Raw genomic sequence first — 19,762 nt, forward strand, 5'->3', positions numbered from 1 at the left:
GTATAAATTTATAATTTTTAGGCAAGGGCTTAAAGCATTTTGTATATTTTAAAACTATATGTTTTTCATAAGTTCTTAAAATTTTAAAATATCTATATTCTAACCAAGCTTTTAAACCTTTTTCTTTTAAAAGTTTAAAAGATTTGCTATGTTTAATTGGTTTTATCTTCATTAATTTGTACCTCCAGATCACTTTTAAAATCTATTTCGCACCAATTCCCATAAATTTCTATTGCTTTAGCATTATTAAATGTATCAATTAAAGCTTGTAGAAAACTTGTCATATACATATTGTTAAAATCTTTTCCATCATAAAAAATATTTTTATCAAGATTATCGTAAAAGTTTAAAACAGAAGGTAAAAAATTAGCACTAATTTTAAAAAGTCCTATATATTGCCCTTCTATTTCATCATAACTTTTAGCCTTTTTTCCTAATTCTTTGATAAATCCTTTATTATCAAGTTTTAAAGTTTCAGCATCATCTAAAGGATTTTTAAATCTTTTTTGCCAAAGTTTTCTCCATTCTTTATCTATCACTATAGCCAAATCATCTTTAGCTTGCATAAGTTTTTCTATACTATCTTTAAAATAGATTATATCTGCATAAGAGATAATTAAATCTTCTTTTTGTTTTATGCATTTTTGTAAAAATTCTCTTGCACAAAAAAGAGTTTGAACCATATTTGTATGAGTATAATTTTTATTTTCATAAAAATTATAAAGATTAAATTTATCCTTGATAAATTCTTTTAAAATATTAGATAGATATCCTCCAACTACTGCTATATCAAAAATTCCAGCTTCTTTTAAAGCTTTAATTTCATAAGAGATTAATTCTTCGTTTTGATATTTCACCATGCATTTAGGATTATTTTTTGTTAGAGGCATAAGTCTTGATCCAAATCCTGCTGCTAAAATAATTGCTTTCATTTGTTTTCCTTTATTGTATTAAGCCATTGTTTCAAAATTTTTGTATTATTGAGTCCATTTTTTCTTTCTATATGCCACATTAAACCAAAAATATTTTTATCCTTATGCTTAAAAGCTTCTATACTTTGATCTTCTGCTATAGCTAAAATTTCTAAATCCTCACCTAAATTTACAATAGCATAATTATGAAAGGAATTGCTTATAAAAGAATTTTCATCATTTAAAATCACTTTGTGATTTCCTACGTGATTAGAAAGCATTTGCAATGAAGAATTAAAAAAATAAGCTATCATTTGCGCCCCACGACAAATTCCTAAAAGCGGGGTATTTGTTTTTAAACAATATTTAATAATTTGTTCTTCATAAATATCTCTTTTTTTAGACAAAAAACTTTCTTTAAATATACTTAAATCATTGCCTCCGCTTAAAATAACAGCTTTTAAGTAAGGAGCATAGCGTTTAAAATCTATTTCATAACTTAAAGCAAGAGGAATAAAATCTTTAAAAAGAGCAGAATTTGAAAATAAATCTCCCCATTCAAGCGCTAAGGCTTCTCTTAATTCTTTATATTTTTCTTCTTCTATTAATCTTTGTGTAATACCTATAAACAAATGATTTGCTCACTTTCACAATCTATGATAAGTTTCTTTGCTTTTAAATATTTTGCAAAATCAACTTCTCCAACACCTATAACAGCTGGTATTGCAAGTTCTGAAGCTCTTATAGCCATATGAGAGTTAGCTCCACCATAACAAGTAATAAAACCAGCGATATTTTTAGTAAATAAATAATCATATCCAGGATCTGCTGCATAAATAAGAACGATTTTACCCTCTAAATCAGCTTCATTCTCTTTTGCTGTTTTAGCATTGATACGCTTTTGAGTAATAAAATTTGGGATAACAGAGCTTGAAGAAAAAGCAAAAATTTGACTAGCTTTATTTAAAAGTGAAGGAAGTTTCAAAGCCAAGGTTAATTCATACTCTTTTTTATGACGTTTAATTTCTTCTAAAAACTGCTCTCTAGGATTTTGAGAATAAAGACTTGAATAAAGATTTAAAATACTTTTTATATCAAGATGTGCCATATCTTCTTTATCTATTTTATAATATTTTCCAAGCTCTTCAATCATAGAAATGCTTTTAGAAAGTAATTTTGTAAAATCAAATTTTACAAGTTCTCTTCCTTCAATAGCATTTTTTAAAAAAGAAAAAAACTCATCTGTATTTATACTAAATCCATGCTCTTTTAAAAGATTTTGCAATTTCTCTTTTTTATCAATACTAAGAATGAAATCTGATTTTAAATTTTCTTCTTGCTTATAATTTTTTATATCAAAATAAGCTTTAAAATTTTCATCATATCTTGGAGATAAAATATTATAAGTTCCAGCTCTTAAATGTCCAAAAATTTCCAAAAACTCTTGCTTATTTTCTTCATTTAAAGAATTTATTTTAAAACTTAAAGTTTTGCTTATGGTTTCTAAAGAGTTTAAAAAAAGCATTTTTTCTTCTTTGGTAAAAAAATTAATCTCAACTAAAGAATTTAACATTTGTATTGCTACAAACCCAGCTCTTGCAACTCCAGCAAAAGGTAAAGTTCCATAACGCTTGCATTCTTCTAAAAGCCAATAAATTTTATCAATCAAAGAAAAATCGGAATTAATAATATCTTCATAGCTTTGTTTTAATTTTTTTGATTTTTCAATATCTTTTAAATAAAGTCCTTTTTTAGAATCTATAATCTCATTTGTAAGTTCAAGTAAAGAAAATTCAAGTCTTTTAATCTCGTTTTCATTGAATCCTTCATTCAAAAGAGTTTTAAGTTTATTAGGAGTATTAAAATCATAACAAGAAAATACTATATCAAATTCAACTTTATCATGCAATTCGTGATTTTGATCAAGCTTATCAAGATAGAAATTAATTAATTTCTTTGCAATTTTTTCATCTAATTTTTTAGGAATAAAAGAATTAAAAGAAAGTCTTACATCAACATAAGGAACTCCTAAAAAAGAATGTATCAAAGGATGAGATCTTAAATCTCGATAACCATAATTATTTCTTTGATATGCCCAAATATTATCAGTAATTATTTCTTTATACAAACTTAAGGCCAATCTTTTTGGTTTTAAACCTATAATTTCAGCTGGATTCCAATCAGGCATTACACCAAAAAGTGCTTTATCTCCTAGAACCCTTGGACGTTTTTCTTGTAAAGAAATAAATCGTTTATAAAATCTTTCTAAAGATTCTTTTGGTAAAGCTTTAAAAAGATTTATCTTATTTTGCATTACCAAAGGTCTTACTTGCAAACAAAAAAGTTCGCTTTTACCTTTATAAGTTGCAAAAGCAAATTCAATATCTAAAAAATTACAAGAAAATAATTTCTCTAATTCCTTTATCATAGTAATAATTTTTTGATTATTTTCATCTTCAAATTCTAGATAATCCCTATAATGAAAATAAACACAAGCATTATTACTTGAACCATCTGTAATTGAACTATTTGAACCACTTTTATCATAAGAAAGACAATAATAAGGAGCAAAATTATCTTTATCTACACTAAAAGCTACACCACAAATTTTAATATCTTCCAACATAGGTTGAATAAGAATTTCATCATTTTTTGAAGGCATAGAATTTCCAACTTCTTTTAAAGCTTTTAAAAGATCTTCTTTATCATTTGAAATATTTGCAAGGGATAAAAATGCCCCTGCATTAGAATTCATTGTACTATCTTCACTTTTTGAAGAACTACGAACAATAAGTTTTTTAGAATCTAAAGTCTTAATTTTCTCTAAAACTTCACTAGTTTTATACTCAAGCTCGTTTAAAGAAGTGATAACAAGAGGCAAAATCTTTGCACTTTTTAATTTATCTTGTAAAATAAGTAAATTTTTTGCCTTAGTTTGAAATTCTAGCTTCATTATGATCCTTATTTTTTCTTAGCACTCCAACATCTTGTAGTGTATTTAATATCAAATTCTTTTGGAAGTCTTTCACTCATTTTTAAACTAATTTTTTCAAAAAGCTCTGCTCCCTCTTTTGTTTCTAAATCCCAATAAGGATTTTTAACGCTTTTCCAAGCATTAATATAATTTTCTATACTTTGATGAAAATAAAAATCTTCTTCTATATAAACTATATTATCAAAAAGATCCTTTCTACTTTCAATAATAGGTCTTTGATCTTCTCTTCTAGTTCCTCTTGTATAATTTGGAACAAATTCTAGAATAGTATCTTCAGCAATTTTTTGGATAGGATCATTTAAATCTCTGTGATTCCACATACAAGAAAAATAAGCATCTTTTTTTAACAAACGATAACTTTCTTCTAAAGCTTCATTTCTATCCATCACATTAAAACTACTTCCAAAAGTTACCCAATCAAATTGATTATTTTCTAAAGTAGAATCAACTCCTGTTGCTCTAACCCATTTTATATTTTGCCCTTTAGTTCTCTCTATGCCAATTTCTCTCATAGCATCATTTGGCTCTACTGAAACAACTTCACAAGATCTCTCAAGTAACATAATACTCAAATTTCCAGTTCCAGCACCAATATCAGCAACTTTTAAATTTTTATTAATATCTTTTGATTTTGCTAATGTAATTAACATATCTATAGTTTTTGGTGCATAATTTGGTCTATAACTATAAAATTTTGCATGTTTTGTATAATCCCATACTTGCTCTACTAATTTTTGCATTTTATTTCCTTTTTTCATTCTTAAACAAGCTTTGATGAAAAAAGGAAAATTATTTTATGCTTTTCTAGCTGTCCAAGCTCTTATTTTATAAGGAATTTCTATACTTTGCATATGTGAAATTTTAGCTTCTATCATATCTAAAATTTCTTTCCATCTTTTTTCACCTGCTTGTGCTTGTATATCATTTACAGAATGCCAAGCTCCAAGATAACGTTCTTTATCCCAAAACTCTTTGTAATCACACTCCATAAAAAAGCAATCTGTGAAATCTCCTGTTGAGACAAGAATTTCTTCCCACTTTTTAACATTTTGCGTCCCACTGCTCACACGATTAAGCTCTGGAACAATATTCTTAATTTCCGTTTCAATTTCATCAAAAACAGAACCTTTTACTATATGGCGTGGATTCCAAATTGCAGTGAAATACCCCCCCCTGTCAATATACGATTAAATTCAGGGAGTGATTTTTTAGGATCGGTCCAATGGAAAGAACTTGCCATAATAACCCAATCAGCTATACCACCTTCTATATTAGTTTCTTCTCCACTGCCTTTTTTCCAAGTAATATTTGAACAATCTTGGGTATATTTTATCCCCTCTTCTCTCATATTATCATTAGGTTCAACTGCTGTAATATTTAAATTAAACTCATTGGCTAAAATCTTAGTTAATTTTCCTGTTCCAGCTCCAACTTCAACGACATTTAGATTTTGTTTATTTTTATCATTAATACAACGAATTAATTTTTCAATCAACATAGAACTATATGCAGGTCTATTATGATAATGTTTTGCAACTTTTGTAAAATCACCTTGCTTCATTGAAATTCCTTATAAATTTTAAAGTATAAATAAAAAATTAATTATACCCCGCCCCTATTAAATTTAAATTAAACAAGAAGGCAAATTTAGGGTATAAAATTATATAAATATATAATCACACTTTTGCTTTAAATACTTAAAAGCTAAAGCAAAGATTTAAATTGCTCTAGAGCATCAAGTTGTTCCCAAGGATAATCTTTTTGACCTACTTGCCCACGTGCAGCTACATCAGCATATAAAAAAGTTTCTTTGCTTGGTCTATCAAGATGAAATTTATCTCTTATCCAATTTGGAGTTAAAGCAAAATTTTTCATTACAAAATCACTTAAAACCTCATCATTTATCTTGGTATTTGTCCCCATGCAATCAACACTTACTGAAATTGGCTTAGCAACACCTATAGCATAACTAAGTTGAACTATGCATTTCTTAGCAAGTTTTGCTGCAACTATATTTTTAGCAAGCCATCTTGCTGCATAAAGACCACTTCTATCGACTTTAGTATAATCTTTAGAAGATTGTGCACCACCCCCAATAGGTGAATACCCGCCAAAACTATCAACGATAAGTTTTCTTCCGGTTAAACCACTATCATGTAAAGAACTATGATTAACATATTTTCCTGTTGGATTTATCAAAATTCTTGTTTTTTCAAGATTAAAGAGTTCTTTTGGTAAATTTGTGTCTAAAATAAGCTTCATTATCAAAGCTCTTAAATCTTCTATTTTCATACTTTCAATACAAGGCGCAGAAACTACTATAGTATGAATACTTTGTGGCTTGCAATTTTCAAAATTCTCTTTTGTTCCATAATCAATAGTTACTTGAGTTTTAATATCTACTCCAAGTTCATGTGGGTGATCTTTAGCATAAGCATAAACTTTATCACAAAGCATTCTCGCATAAGAAATTGCAGCTGGCATATACTCATCAGCTTCACAACTTGCAAAACCAAACATAATACCTTGATCTCCTGCACCAGTTTCACCATCTTCTTGATCAACACCTTGGTTAATATCTGGACTTTGCTCATTTAAAAATACCATAACCTCGATTTCATCAGGATGTAAACATTGCTCTTTGCTAAAATGTCCTGCTCCATCATAACCTATATTTCTTAAAACATCTTTTACTAAATTGTCATAATCTTGTTTATTAAGTTTGTAATTTGATTTAACCTCTCCTCCAATTACAACTTTATTTCCTGCGACAAAAACCTCACTCGCCACCCTTGAATTTTTGTCATTTTTCAAGAGTATATCCACTATTGTATCAGCGATTATATCAGCACACTTGTCAGGATGACCAGGGCTTACGACTTCTGAAGTGAATAGATACATAAAAGTCCTTTCTAAAAAAATAAAGCTTTATTATAGTCTTATTAAATAAATTTATAGTTAAAATATTTGTAAGATTAAGTTTAGTTTTGTTAGAATGAAATTAATTTTTATACTAATACAAAAGGAAAAAAATGAGGCATCTTATTAGTACAAAAAATTTAAGTAATCAGGAAGTTTTAGATATTTTTAAAGATGCAAAGGATTTTTTAGACAAAAAACCAAGAACGCTATTAGAGGGCAAAAGTATTACAACTATATTTTTTGAAAATTCCACAAGAACACTTTCAAGTTTTGAAAGTGCCGCAAGAAGATTAGGTGCTAGAGTATTGCGTTTAGATGTTGCAAGAAGTAGTTCTAGTAAAGGAGAAACACTTTATGATACAGCAGCTAATTTAGATGCTATGAATCCTAATGCAATAATAATTAGACACTCGCATTCAGGAGCGCCTGAAATTTTATCACGCTATATTCATTGTCCTTTGATTAACGCAGGAGATGGAAAACATGCACATCCAACACAAGCTTTGCTTGATTTATTTACAATTTATGAACATTTTGAAGGTGCAGTGCAAGGGAAAAAAATTGCTATTATAGGAGATATTAAAAGCTCTCGTGTTGCAAATTCAAATATTGATCTTTTAACACGCTTTGGAATTAAAATCACTCTAGTTGCACCGCCTCATTTTATGCCAAATTCTAATTTAGAATATACTTATGATGCAAAAAAAGCTATAGAAAAAGCTGATATCATTATGAGCTTAAGAACACAAGTTGAAAGACACGAAAAAATAGTTTATGCTTCACTAAAAGATTATGCTAATAATTTTTGCATTAATTCAAATTTGATTGATGATAAAAAAGTAATTTTATTACATCCTGGTCCTGTTAATAGAAATATTGATATCAGCGATGAAGTAATGAATGATCCAAGGAGTTTAATTTTAAAACAAGTTGAACATGGAGTTGCTATTCGTATGGCTATTTTAAAAAAATTTATCTTAGAAAATTAAGGAGAAATAAATGCTAGAATGGGATTTAAGTTCATTATTTATAAACGAAAATAAACTTGATGAATTTATGCAAAATTATTTAAAAAAATCATCTGAATTTAAGCTAAAATATGAAAATAATCTTTATAAATTAAATCCTAAAGAATTTTTAGTTTCTTTAAAAGAATATGAAAATCTCAATCTAGTATTACAAAAAATTCTCACTTTTGCTTATTTAACTTTTGCAAAAGATACAACAAAAGGTTCTTTTTATGCAAAATATGAAGAAGAATGCAAAAAAATTGAAGAGAATATACTTTTTTTTGAACTAGAATTTTGCGATTTAAAGCAAGAAAAATCACAAGAATTTATTAATTTTTGCAAAGACTATAGCTTTTATCTTGATAATTTAATTAAAAACAAACAATATAATCTATCAAAAAAAGAAGAAAGAATTTTATTACAGCTTTCAAATACTGGAGCAAATGCTTTTGCAAGACTTTTTGATGAAAGTATGAGTGCTTTAAAAATTCCTTTTGAAGGGAAAAAATTAAGTGAAGAAGAGATTTTAAGCAAACTTTATCATCACGATAGAAAGATACGTAAAAAAGCAGCTAAAAAATTCACTAAAAGTTTAGAAAAAAATTCTCTACTTTTAACCTTTATTTTCAATATGGTAAAAACCCAAAGACAAATAATTTGTAATTTAAGAGGTTATGAAAATTACGAACTTCCAAGACATATAAGTAATCAAATTTCACAAAAAAGCGTTGATACTTTAATTTTAAGTGCTCAAAAAAATTTTCATCTTGTTTCTAAATTTTATAAAAGAAAAAAACAAATTTTAGGTTTTAATAAATTAAAAGATTATGACAGATATGCACCTATTGGCAAAGAAGCCCATTTTGACTTTAAGGAAGCTAAAAAAATAGTTTTAAATGCTTTTGGAACTTTTTCTAAAGAATTTAAAGATATAGCACAAGAAGCCTTTGATAAAGGTTGGCTTGATGTATATCCAAAAAATAAAAAACAAAGTGGAGCATTTTCTCATCCAGCAACACCTGATTCTCATCCTTTTATTTTATTAAATTATACTAACCAAAGACGTGATCTTTTTACCCTTGCACACGAATTAGGACACACTATACACCAAAAACTTTCTTATAAAGTAAGTTTTTTAAACCAAAATACTCCTTTAACTACTTCTGAAATGGCTTCTGTTTTTGCTGAAATGCTTGTTTTTGATTATATTAAAGACAGACTTAATAAAGAAGAATTATTAGCCCTTTATGCAGCTAAAATTGAAGATATTTTTGCCACTTTTTATAGACAAATTAATTTTACTTGTTTTGAAAGACGTATTTATAAAGAAAAAAATGAATTAAGCAAAGATAAAATTGATAGAATTTGGCTTGAAGAATCTCAAAAAATGTTTGGAGATAGCGTTATTTTAACTAAAAACTATGCTTGCTGGTGGTCTTATATCCCTCATTTTATACATTCGCCATTTTATTGTTATGCTTATGCTTATGCACAACTTTTAGTCTTAGCTCTTTATGGACTTTATAAAAGTAATAAATGTTCTAATTTTAAAGAATTGTATCTTAAGATGTTAAGTTCAGGAGGTAGTATTAGCCCTAAAGATCTCATAGCTTCATTTGGTTTTGATATAGAAAGTAAAAATTTCTGGGAAATAGGCATTAAAGAAATTGAAAAATTAATTAATGATTTTATTAATTTTAAATAGTCTTTTATTTAAGGAAAAATTATGATAGAAAAGCTTTTGCAAGATAATGATTTTATAAAATTAATGCAACAACACTGCTATGAAATTATCCAAACTTTAATTGAAAAAAATATAGAATTTTCTATAGTTTGCAATACAAAATATATTCAGTTTAATCCCGAACTTCCTAAACATTTAGATCTAAGTGAAAATCCTTATACACTTTTTGCTTTAGCAGGATATACCTTTACTTCTATCAAATTAGATAAAGAATACATTCATTTTCATGCAGGATTTGGAGCAGATGATTTTGCTACTTTTGTTAAAGTTGATTTAGGAGCTATCACTCAAATCCAAATTGAAAATAATGCTATATTTATCAATTTTAGTTTCTATAAAAGAAAAGATGAAAATCTTGCCAAAAAATCAATAGATTTATTTTTAAATAATCCTAAAAATAAAGATATCTTTAAAAAATGATTTTTAAAGATTTAAACCAAAGCCAAAAAGAGGCTATTAAACATATAGATGGACCTATGCTTATTTTAGCAGGAGCAGGAAGTGGAAAAACAAAAACTATTACAACAAGACTTGCTTATTTAATTGATGAAGTTGGCATTCCTGCGCAAAATACTTTAACTTTGACTTTCACCAATAAAGCAGCTAATGTTATGAAAACTAGGGCTTTAAATTTGATGAAAAATTCCAAGAATCAAAATCCTTTATTATGCACTTTTCATAAATTCGGTCTTTTATTTTTAAGAATGCATATAGAAAAATTGGGGCGTAAAAATAATTTTATCATTATTGATACTGAAGATAAAAAAAAGATTATTAAAGAACTTATAAATGAAGATTTAAATGCTTCAAATCTTTCCAATTATATTTCATATTTAAAAAATCATTCTAAAAATGTAGAAATGGTTTTTAATGATTTAAATCTTTACAAAAATGAAGAGGAAAAATTTAAAAAATTTGAGAAATTAGCTCTTTGTTATAAAAATTATCAAAACTATCTTTTAAAAAATAATTTTGTTGATTTTGATGATTTATTAATGTTAAGCAATATAATTTTAGAAAGTGATCAAAATTTTGCCAAAGAACAAAGCACACTTTATCACTATATCACAGTAGATGAATATCAAGATACCAATGCTTTACAATATAAAATTCTAAAAAATCTTTGTTTAATACACGAAAATATTTGTGTCGTAGGTGATGATGATCAAAGTATTTATGGATGGCGTGGTGCAAAAATCGAAAATATTTTAAATTTTCAAAGCGAATTTAAAAATGTAAAACTTGTAAAACTTGAACAAAATTATAGATCAGTAGGAAATATCTTAAATGCTGCCAATAAACTTATAAAAAACAATGATAAAAGATTAGGTAAAGAACTTATTTGCACTAAAGATCAAGGAGAACAAATTAAGATCGATGAAGCGCAAGATGAAAAAGAAGAAAGTCTTAAAATAGCAAAACATATAAAAACATTACTCCAACAAGGAGTTGATGCCGGCGAGATTGCTGTTTTATTTCGCATTAATGCTCTTTCGCGCGCCTTAGAAGAGGCACTTAATAAAGAAAAAATTCCTTTTAAACTTTTAAGTGGAATTAAATTCTATGAAAGAGCTGAAATTAAAGATATTATTTCTTATCTTAGACTTCTAATCAATCTTAATGATGATTATTCTTTGAAACGTATCATAAATAGACCAAGAAGAAATTTTGGTTCTACAAGTTTAAAAAAATTAGAAGATTATGCACAAAAAGAAAAAATCTCATTATTTGAAGCTCTTAATAATCTTGATCAAAGCGAATTTTTTCCTAAAAAAACACAAAAAGAAATTCATCTTTTTTTAGAACACATAAAAGCTTTACGAGAATGTAGCAATTTAAAAGAACTCATTAATCAACTAGAAGAAAAAATAAAACTCAAAGATTTTTATCAAAATCAAGCAGATTCTGAAGATAAAATTTCTAATATTGATGAGTTTTATGCAAGTCTTAAAGATAAAATTAAAGAAGGATATTACGAAAATTTAGATGATATCTTAAATGAAATTGCACTTTTAAGTGATCAAGATGATCTTAGTGAAAAAAGCATTAATATAATGAGTATCCACTCAAGCAAAGGACTTGAATTTGATCATATTTTTATTATGGGATTAGAACAAGGTATATTTCCATTATTAAATGATACAAGCGATATTGAAGAAGAAAGACGCTTAGCATACGTTGCTATTACAAGAGCTAAAAAATATCTTTATCTTAGTTTTGCACATTCAAGATTTCATAAAGGCATAAGAATGCCATTTAAAAAAAGTCAATTTCTTGAAGAAAGCTGCTTAAATCTTAAAAATTTAAAAAAAGAAAGTATTTCACAAGGACATATTTTACAAGAAAAAGAAATAGGATTTAAAAAAGGGGATTTAATTAAACATAAAATTTTTGGGATAGGAAGAATTATTGAGGTTCAAAAAAGTAAAAATGAAGAAAAACTCAGTATTAATTTTGGTGGTATTACCCGTAATATCTTATCTTCTTTTGTGGAAAAAATAGTATGAATAAACTTTTTGTCGGCTATAAACCAAGCGGAATGAGTTCAAATGCTTTTTTAAATTCTATTAAAAAAAAATATAAAGTAAAAAAAGCAGGTTATTCAGGAACGCTTGATCCCTTTGCTAAAGGGGTTTTAATTATAGCTTTTAATCAATTTAGCAAACTTTTTCGCTTTCTAAAAAAAACTCCAAAAATTTATAGGGCTACTCTTTGGCTTGGGGTTAAGTCTTTAAGCTTAGATGATAAAAATATCACACAAGTAAAAATAATCGATTCTTACAATCTTGATTTTTTAGAGAAAATTAAAAATGAACTTTTAGGAGAAATTGAATTTATCCCTCCTCAATTTAGTGCAAAAAGAATTCAAGGTAAAAGAGCTTATGAATTTGCAAAAAAAGGACAAAATGTAGAACTTAAACCTTGTAAAATGTATATTTATGAATGTAAAATTTTACATTATAATCATCCTTTTTTAACTATAGAACTTTCAGTGAGCGAAGGAGCTTATATTAGATCTTATTGTGAAATTTTTGCTAAAAAAATAGGAATAAATGCAACATTAAGCGCTCTTGAACGTGTTAAAGAAGGTGAGTTTTTTTATAACAATGAAAAAAGTTTAAATGTGCTACAATATTTAAATTTAAAAAAAAATTTCCTTAAAGATAGCGATAAATTAGAAAATGGAATAAAAATTGATATCAAAGAATTAACATATCAAGAAAATGGTACTTACTATCTTGAAGAAAAAAATTTTTTTTCAATTATTAACATTGAAAATAATAAAGTAAATTATATTTTAAATAAGGTTGCAAAATGTTAATATTATCACGAAAAGAAAATGAAAGTATAAAAATTGGTGAAGATATAGAAATTAAAATTGTTCAAACTGGAAAAGGTTATGCAAAAATAGGCATAGAAGCACCAAAATCCTTAATGATACTTAGAAAAGAACTCATTACACAAATTAAAGATGAGAATTTACATTCAGTTGTCCAAAAAGAAATCAAACTTGATGATCTTAGCAAGAAACTAAAAAAATGAAAGCTTATGCTAAAGCAAATATTTTTTTAAAACTTATTGGCTTAGATAAAAGATCTTATCATTTATTAAAATCTCGCTTTATTTTAATAGAGGAACTTTTTGATGAACTTTTAATCATAAATCAAAAAACACAAGAAGGATTTGAGCTCATTAGTGATTTTATATGTGAAAATAATATCATCGAAAAAGCTTATCATTCGCTTTGCAATTATGGATATAAATCTGAATTAGAAGAATTTTTTAAAAACAAAAGTCTTAAGCTCATCAAAAATATCCCAACTTGTGCAGGTCTTGGCGGAGGAAGCTCAGATGCGGCGAGTTTTTTACTGATGATGAATGAAGAATTAAATTTAAAAATTTCTAAAGAAAAACTTATAAATTTAAGCTTGCAATTAGGTAGTGATGTAGCTTTTTTCTTAAGTGGTTATAAAAGTGCCAATGTTAGCGGTTGCGGAGAGATTATCGAAGAAATTTATGATGATATTCCAAATTTAGAATTTACTTTCCCAGAAATTCACTGCCATACAAAAGAGGTTTATAAACAATTTGATAAAACTTCTTTTGATTTTTCAAAAAATTTTGAAGAAGCTAAAAACTATGAAAAATTAAATACTAAAGAGCTTTTAGAAAGATTTAATAATTTCAAGCTTAATGATTTATTTACTCCTTGTGTAATTTTATATCCTAAAATGAAAGAATATTTAACTAATAATTTTTTCTTAAGCGGTAGTGGAAGTAGTGTTTTTAAGGTTAAAAAATGAAAAAAAATATTGCAAGAAATAAAAAAGCTTTATTTGATTATACTATTTTAGAAACCTTTGAAGCTGGAATTGTTTTAAAAGGGAGTGAAGTTGTAGCATTAAGACAAGCTAGGACAAATCTAAAAGATTCTTTTGTTCGCATTATTAAAGGGGAGCTTTATTTGCTTAATGCCCATATTTCTCATCTTAATACAACACATTCTCATTACAAACATGAAGAAAGGGCGCCAAGAAAACTTCTAATGCACAGAAGACAAATAGACAAACTTTTAGGAAAGGTAAGTGTAGAAGGTTATACTTTAGTGATTTTGGATCTATACTTTAATATTAAAAATAAAGTTAAGGCAACCTTAGCATTAGCTAAAGGAAAAAATTTACATGATAAACGTGAAACTTTAAAGAAAAAACAAGCTGATTTAGAGGCAAAAATGGCTATAAAAAATTATAAAGGATAAAGATGAAAAATAAATATACTTTATTAGTTTTATTATTACTAGGTTATTTTATCAGTGCTTGTTCTAATAATGAAGAAAAAATTCAAAATGATTTTTTATTTAAAGAATATAATCAAGGTGATAAAATTGTTTTAAATAACGTAAATGGTGGAAGTAAAACTTTAATAAGAACTCAAAAAGGTTTTATCATAGAAGGAGATGAAAATAAAGTGCTTATGTTTGATTTTTTTGGAACTTTTTGCACACCTTGTAAAGAAGAAGCACTTGAACTAAGCACTTTATGGAAAAATAACACTAAACAATTTTTTATTATAGGCTTAACACATTTTGAAGATGTAAGTGATACTGAAGTTAAAAAATTTGCTGATGATTATGGAGCTTATTATTTTTTAAGTAATTCTAATGAAAATAGTAGAATTATTGCACAAATTTTAAAAGATATTAATTATCAAAGCATGGAACAACTTCCTTTTAAAGTCGTTTTAAAAAATGGAATTTATCAAGAATTAACTGATTATTGGAATGAAGGTAAAAAAACTTATTTTTATTTAGGAAAAATTCCTACAAGCTTAATGCAACAAGATTTAAATTTAATTTATGAGAAAAAATAATGGCAAAAACTCAAATTTTAGAACATACAAAATTAAAAGAACCAAAAATGTTTAAAGTTTTACTTTTAAATGATGATATTACTACGATGGATTTTGTTATAGAAATTTTAATGAATATTTTTCATCATAGTTTTGAAGTGGCTAATAATATTATGCTTGAAGTTCATTGTAATGGTTCAGGTGTATGCGGAATTTATACGCAAGAAATTGCCCTTTCAAAGCAAAAACAAGTTTCAAATGCTGCCTTAATGGCTAATTTTCCATTAAAAACTAGAGTAGAAGAAGAATGAAATATCAAGAAGAATTAAAAAAATTTTTAGAAAATGCTAAACACCTAAGTAGTATAAATCATCACGAATTCGTTACTTGCGAACACGTATTATTTGTTCTTTTAAAATTAAGTGAAAACTTTAAAGAAATATTTAATGAACTGGGCAATAATGATTTTACACTTTTAGAAAATGAACTCAAAAATTATATTGCTCAAAAAAATCAAATTTTAAATAAAGAAGTTATGCCTGAATTTTCTTTAGTGTTAGAAGAAATTTTATTTAAAGCCAAAAAAGAAAACCCTTTACAAGAAATTACAATTATTGACTTTTTAGACCAACTTTTACAAGATGATAGAACCTATTGTAATTTTTTACTTCAAAAATATGGTTTAAATCTTGATAAAATTCAGCAAATTAAAAATTCAAGTCAATCAGATAATCTTAATACCTTTGCAAGTGATTTAATAACCTTAGCAAAAGAAGGAAAAATAGATCCTTTAATTGGTAGAAATTTTGAACTACAAAGAATTATACAGATTCTTTGCAGACGCAAAAAAAATAACCCTATTTTAGTAGGAGAAGCTGGAGTTGGTAAAACAGCTATTGTGGAAGGATTAGCCTTAGCAATTTATGAAAAAAAAGTTCCTAAACAATTACTTGATGTAAAAATTTATAGCCTTGATTTAGCCAGTCTTTTATCTGGAACAAAATACAGAGGAGATTTTGAAAAAAGAATTAAAGATATTTTAAACGAACTTAGTTCTATACCTAATGCTATTTTATTTATAGATGAAATTCATACTATTGTTGGAGCTGGGGCTGGAAATGATTCTTATACTGATTTTTCCAATCTTTTAAAACCAGCTCTTAGTAATGGAGGATTAAAATGTATTGGCGCTACAACATTTATAGAATATAAAAATACTTTTGATAAAAATAAAGCCTTGAGCCGTCGTTTTGCTAAAATTGATATTGATGAACCTACAGAAGCTGAATGTTTTCTTATACTTCAGGGTTTAAGACCTAAATATGAGAAATTTCATAATATAAAATTTAATGATGATATACTCAAATCAAGTATAAAATGGAGTAAAAAATTTTTTAATGATAAATTCTTGCCAGATTGTGCTATTGACCTTATTGACGAACTAGGTGCTTCATTTGCGCTTGAAAAAAAAGCGAAGAAAAATGCAACTTTAAAAGATTTAGAACTAACATTAGCAAAAATGACTAAATCTCATAAAATTTTTGAATTTGATCAAAATAGTGCCTTAATCAAACTAGCTTCTAATTTAAAATCTGTTATTTTTGGACAAGATGAAGTTATTGATAGTGTTTGCAAAACCCTTAAACAAAGTTATGTAGGATTTAAAAATCAAAACACACCAAAAGGAGTTTTTCTTTTTACTGGTTCAAGCGGAGTAGGAAAAACAGAACTTTGTAAAAATTTAGCTAAATTTTTAGGACTTCATTTAGAAAGATTTGATATGAGCGAATATGCTGAAAAACACGCTCTAAGCAAACTTATAGGATCTCCTGCTGGATACATTGGTTATGAAGATGGCGGGATTTTAAGCAATGCAATTAGAAAAAATCCTTTTAGTGTAGTTTTATTTGATGAAATTGAAAAAGCTCATCCTGATCTTAGTAATACTTTTTTGCAAATATTTGATAATGCAAGCTTAACAGATAATAGTGGAATGAAGATAGATTTTCAAAATACTATTATTATTATGACTTCAAATCTTGGCTTAAAAGATTATAATGAATTAGGTTTTCTAAGTCAAAAAGAAGAAAAAAATAATAGAGCTATCAAAGATTTTTTTGCCCCTGAATTTATCAATCGTATCGATAAAATTTTACATTTTAATGATTTAAATGATGATATCTTAAGCAAAATTGTTCAAAAAGAAATTAGTGAAATTTCAAAGAATTTGGCTATTACTTTAGACATTGACGCAAAAGCTAAAATTTATCTAGCTAAAAAAGCTTATAATAAAGAATTTGGAGTCCGATTACTAAAACGCATTATAGCTGAAGAAATCGGAGAAAAAATAAGTGATGAAATTCTCCAAGGAAAACTTAAAAGCGAAAAAATAAAAATCAAACTTAATAAAAATGGAAAACTTCAATTTATATACTAAACTTTTAAAAGCTCCAAAAGATAGTCCTGTATTTTTAACCTCCAAATTGGAAGAAGAATTTATACTTAAGGCTTATACTTTTGGATTATTTCCTTGGACTAGTAATCCAGTAACTTGGTGGTGTCCAGATCCTAGATGTATTCTTTTACCCGAAGAAATTCATATACAAAAAAATATGAAAAAATTTTTTAAAAAATATAGCATTAAACTTAATTTTAATTTTTTAAATTTAATAAAACTTTGTAAAAATACTAGAGAGCAAAGCTGGATAAATGATGATTTTATATACACATATACCAATCTTTTTAATCTAGGATATGCCCACTCTTTAGAAGTTTATAAAGATGATATTTTAGTAGGTGGAATTTATGGACTAATAATAGGAAAGGTATTTTTTGGTGAAAGTATGGTAGGAGTAGAAAAAAATGTATCAAAAATAGCCTTAATTAAGCTATGTGAATTATTAAAACCTTATGATTTTTTAATAGATTGCCAAGTTTATAATTCCCATTTAAAATTCATGGGAGCTAAAAATATTCCAAGAGAGCGATTTTTAAAAATATTAAGCGAGAAAATTCAACTAAATAGTGGATTTAAAAATTTTAAAAATCTTTTATAACTATTTTTTATATTTATAATTTATTACATATTTAATTAATTATAATTTATATAAATTTGCTAATCCTAATAAAATCATTTTAATACCCATTGCCACTATAAAAACTTGAACTATTCTAGAAAAAACATGTAGAATAAGTTTTCCAAAAATTTTTTCTATTGTTGCCGCAAAATGAAATAAAAAAAACATAAACATAAAAGCTAAAATAGTAGCACCTAATGCTATTTCTAAACCACTATCTTCACGAATAACTATAACAGCAGCTAAAGTTCCAGGTCCCACAAGCATAGGAAATGCCATAGGAATAAGGCTTTTTCTTAAAAAATCTTTTTCACTTAAATCTTGGTAATATGAAAAATCCTCAACAACAATCGAAGTAGAAAAAAGCAAATTTCTAATTGCCATAATCATAAGAATTAAGCCACCAGCTATTCTTAAATGATCCAAATCAATTCTAAAAATATAAATCATTAAATAAGATCCAGAAAATAAAAAAACAAGAACAATTAAACAAGCAGTATAAAGAATATTTCTAAAAAGTTTTTTACGCATAGAAGTTGGCAAACCTTCACTCATAGCAATAAACTGTGTTAAATTTCCAAAAGGATTTAATACAGCAAGCAAAGCAATAGCAGAAACTAATATTAAATGAAATTCTGATTCTAATTCGGCAAACATCTCAAAGCTTAATTATAACAATTATTTAATATTATTAGTAATTTTTACCAAATCACCTTTTGCAAAAGGTTTTAAATCTTTATATGATATCTTAAAAAAATCCAAATTTCTTCCAACCTCTGCCAATAAAATGCGTAAATTAATATAAAGACTATCTTCCTTAAAGGATACATCTTGTTCAAGAATGTTAAAATTATAATTATTTTTAAAAAAATCTAAATTAGCCAAATCATATCTTTTATGAATTTCAAAATAATTCTTAAGTTTTTTTGTAATTAATTTCTTAAAGGCAATATTGTTTTTAACAAGATCTTTTAAAATATAAGTTTTTATTTTTTTATTTTTAAGATCAAGTGCAAAACCGCTCTCATAAAAAGAAGGATGAGCTGCAAAACTATAAGAATAGCTTACAAAATTATCAAAAAACATCATATCTTTAGTAATATAAGTAATTTTTAAAGTATTATTAAAATCTTTGCCATATACATTAAGAAAATCTTTTTTAAAAAAATTATCTTCATCTTGTAAAATTTTTTCTAAACTTTTATCTAAAGTTATAGAATTTAAATCTTTATTAAATTTCTGATTTTCAAAACTACCTAAAGTAATATTTAAATCTGGTATAAAAAATAAATTATTATTATAAGAATTTAATGCTTTAACTTTACCTTGTGGGGTTAAATTTTCTACTTCTAATTCTTTTGTAAGTTTAATATAATTAATTGAGCAAATATTATTTATCAAGCATTGATCTTTTTGATTTTCAATTAAATAATAATTTCCATTTTTCACGCTAAAGCCATAATTCTTAATTTCATAAGCATAAAGATTAAAAATAAAAAATAACATTAATATTAAAATTTTCAACATTATTTACCTTTAAATAAATTTAAAAAATTATAAGGTAATAAATTTAATATTTTTTAAAATTAACTACTTCTAATTATCTTTTTATTTTATAAAATTTATTTTAAAATGTAATTTTCTTATAAAAACAAATTCAAATCATTTAATAAATTATTTTCAACATAAAAATTAACACCTTTAATTATTTATAAAATTAAAATTTCTTAAAAATTATTCAATCATTTTATAAG

General features: G+C 26.0%; 19 protein-coding genes and 1 pseudogene. 12 read left to right on the forward strand and 8 right to left on the reverse strand.

What is annotated here, in order from left to right:
• Window positions 1–152: 152 nt before the first annotated feature.
• From JG677_RS03305 to metK, 6 genes and pseudogenes are all read right to left on the reverse strand, one after another.
• Window positions 153–932: a phosphocholine cytidylyltransferase family protein gene (locus JG677_RS03305; RefSeq protein WP_200285167.1), complete on the reverse strand. Its 780-nt coding sequence runs from the start codon at window positions 930–932 to the stop codon at window positions 153–155.
• The gene (locus JG677_RS03310; protein ID WP_200285170.1) at window positions 929–1,543 is read right to left on the reverse strand and encodes a gamma-glutamyl-CDP-amidate hydrolase; all 615 of its coding nucleotides are present in this window, start codon (window positions 1,541–1,543) and stop codon (window positions 929–931) included. Before JG677_RS03310 ends, JG677_RS03305 begins: the two co-directional genes overlap by 4 nt.
• On the reverse strand, window positions 1,534–3,864 hold the full coding sequence (locus JG677_RS03315) for a PEP-utilizing enzyme (protein ID WP_200285172.1): 2,331 nt from the start codon (window positions 3,862–3,864) through the stop codon (window positions 1,534–1,536). The genes JG677_RS03310 and JG677_RS03315 overlap by 10 nt, the downstream gene beginning before the upstream one ends.
• 8 nt (window positions 3,865–3,872) lie before the next feature.
• A complete protein-coding gene (locus tag JG677_RS03320) occupies window positions 3,873–4,646 on the reverse strand; it encodes a class I SAM-dependent methyltransferase (RefSeq protein WP_200169451.1) in 774 nt (257 codons plus the stop codon).
• A gap of 54 nt (window positions 4,647–4,700) precedes the next feature.
• A pseudogene (locus JG677_RS03325) lies at window positions 4,701–5,467 on the reverse strand (class I SAM-dependent methyltransferase).
• A 143-nt stretch (window positions 5,468–5,610) separates the two neighbouring features.
• Window positions 5,611–6,807 (reverse strand): methionine adenosyltransferase, encoded by a 1,197-nt coding sequence (gene metK, locus JG677_RS03330; protein WP_200285174.1) that lies wholly within the window; start codon window positions 6,805–6,807, stop codon window positions 5,611–5,613.
• A gap of 131 nt (window positions 6,808–6,938) precedes the next feature.
• Between metK and JG677_RS03335 the strand changes: the two genes are divergently transcribed.
• From JG677_RS03335 to aat, 12 genes are read left to right on the forward strand one after another with little or no spacing between them, the layout of a single operon-like run.
• A complete protein-coding gene (locus JG677_RS03335) occupies window positions 6,939–7,817 on the forward strand; it encodes an aspartate carbamoyltransferase catalytic subunit (RefSeq protein WP_200285176.1) in 879 nt (292 codons plus the stop codon).
• Window positions 7,818–7,827: 10 nt separating this feature from the next.
• Window positions 7,828–9,543 (forward strand): M3 family oligoendopeptidase, encoded by a 1,716-nt coding sequence (locus JG677_RS03340; RefSeq protein WP_200217717.1) that lies wholly within the window; start codon window positions 7,828–7,830, stop codon window positions 9,541–9,543.
• 21 nt (window positions 9,544–9,564) lie between these two features.
• Window positions 9,565–10,002: a hypothetical protein gene (locus JG677_RS03345; RefSeq protein ID WP_200169456.1), complete on the forward strand. Its 438-nt coding sequence runs from the start codon at window positions 9,565–9,567 to the stop codon at window positions 10,000–10,002.
• Window positions 9,999–12,089: an ATP-dependent helicase gene (locus tag JG677_RS03350; RefSeq protein ID WP_200285178.1), complete on the forward strand. Its 2,091-nt coding sequence runs from the start codon at window positions 9,999–10,001 to the stop codon at window positions 12,087–12,089. The genes JG677_RS03345 and JG677_RS03350 overlap by 4 nt, the downstream gene beginning before the upstream one ends.
• Window positions 12,086–12,904: a tRNA pseudouridine(55) synthase TruB gene (gene truB, locus JG677_RS03355; protein WP_200285179.1), complete on the forward strand. Its 819-nt coding sequence runs from the start codon at window positions 12,086–12,088 to the stop codon at window positions 12,902–12,904. The genes JG677_RS03350 and truB overlap by 4 nt, the downstream gene beginning before the upstream one ends.
• Window positions 12,898–13,125 carry a carbon storage regulator CsrA gene (gene csrA / locus JG677_RS03360; protein WP_200169459.1) on the forward strand — a complete coding sequence of 76 codons (228 nt, stop codon included), beginning with the start codon at window positions 12,898–12,900 and terminating at the stop codon, window positions 13,123–13,125. The genes truB and csrA overlap by 7 nt, the downstream gene beginning before the upstream one ends.
• Window positions 13,122–13,886 (forward strand): 4-(cytidine 5'-diphospho)-2-C-methyl-D-erythritol kinase, encoded by a 765-nt coding sequence (locus JG677_RS03365; protein WP_200285180.1) that lies wholly within the window; start codon window positions 13,122–13,124, stop codon window positions 13,884–13,886. The genes csrA and JG677_RS03365 overlap by 4 nt, the downstream gene beginning before the upstream one ends.
• Window positions 13,883–14,341 carry an SsrA-binding protein SmpB gene (gene smpB / locus JG677_RS03370; protein ID WP_200285181.1) on the forward strand — a complete coding sequence of 153 codons (459 nt, stop codon included), beginning with the start codon at window positions 13,883–13,885 and terminating at the stop codon, window positions 14,339–14,341. The genes JG677_RS03365 and smpB overlap by 4 nt, the downstream gene beginning before the upstream one ends.
• A gap of 2 nt (window positions 14,342–14,343) precedes the next feature.
• Entirely contained in the window at window positions 14,344–14,952 is a 609-nt protein-coding gene (locus tag JG677_RS03375; protein ID WP_200169462.1) for a TlpA family protein disulfide reductase, read from the forward strand.
• Complete coding sequence (locus JG677_RS03380; RefSeq protein ID WP_200169463.1) at window positions 14,952–15,242, forward strand: ATP-dependent Clp protease adaptor ClpS; 291 nt, start codon at window positions 14,952–14,954, stop codon at window positions 15,240–15,242. Before JG677_RS03375 ends, JG677_RS03380 begins: the two co-directional genes overlap by 1 nt.
• Complete coding sequence (locus JG677_RS03385) at window positions 15,239–17,368, forward strand: AAA family ATPase (RefSeq protein ID WP_200285182.1); 2,130 nt, start codon at window positions 15,239–15,241, stop codon at window positions 17,366–17,368. Before JG677_RS03380 ends, JG677_RS03385 begins: the two co-directional genes overlap by 4 nt.
• Window positions 17,343–17,987, forward strand: coding sequence for a leucyl/phenylalanyl-tRNA--protein transferase (gene aat / locus JG677_RS03390; protein ID WP_200217710.1), 645 nt, complete (start codon window positions 17,343–17,345; stop codon window positions 17,985–17,987). Before JG677_RS03385 ends, aat begins: the two co-directional genes overlap by 26 nt.
• A gap of 39 nt (window positions 17,988–18,026) precedes the next feature.
• Here the strand turns inward: aat and JG677_RS03395 are convergent, their stop codons facing one another.
• Together JG677_RS03395 and JG677_RS03400 are read right to left on the reverse strand one after the other, a co-directional pair.
• Complete coding sequence (locus JG677_RS03395) at window positions 18,027–18,665, reverse strand: MarC family protein (RefSeq protein ID WP_200169466.1); 639 nt, start codon at window positions 18,663–18,665, stop codon at window positions 18,027–18,029.
• 21 nt (window positions 18,666–18,686) lie between these two features.
• On the reverse strand, window positions 18,687–19,535 hold the full coding sequence (locus JG677_RS03400; RefSeq protein WP_200285183.1) for a hypothetical protein: 849 nt from the start codon (window positions 19,533–19,535) through the stop codon (window positions 18,687–18,689).
• Between the last annotated feature and the right edge of the window lie 227 nt (window positions 19,536–19,762).

Source organism: Campylobacter sp. TTU-622, from assembly GCF_016598965.1.
Lineage (GTDB): Bacteria > Campylobacterota > Campylobacteria > Campylobacterales > Campylobacteraceae > Campylobacter_D.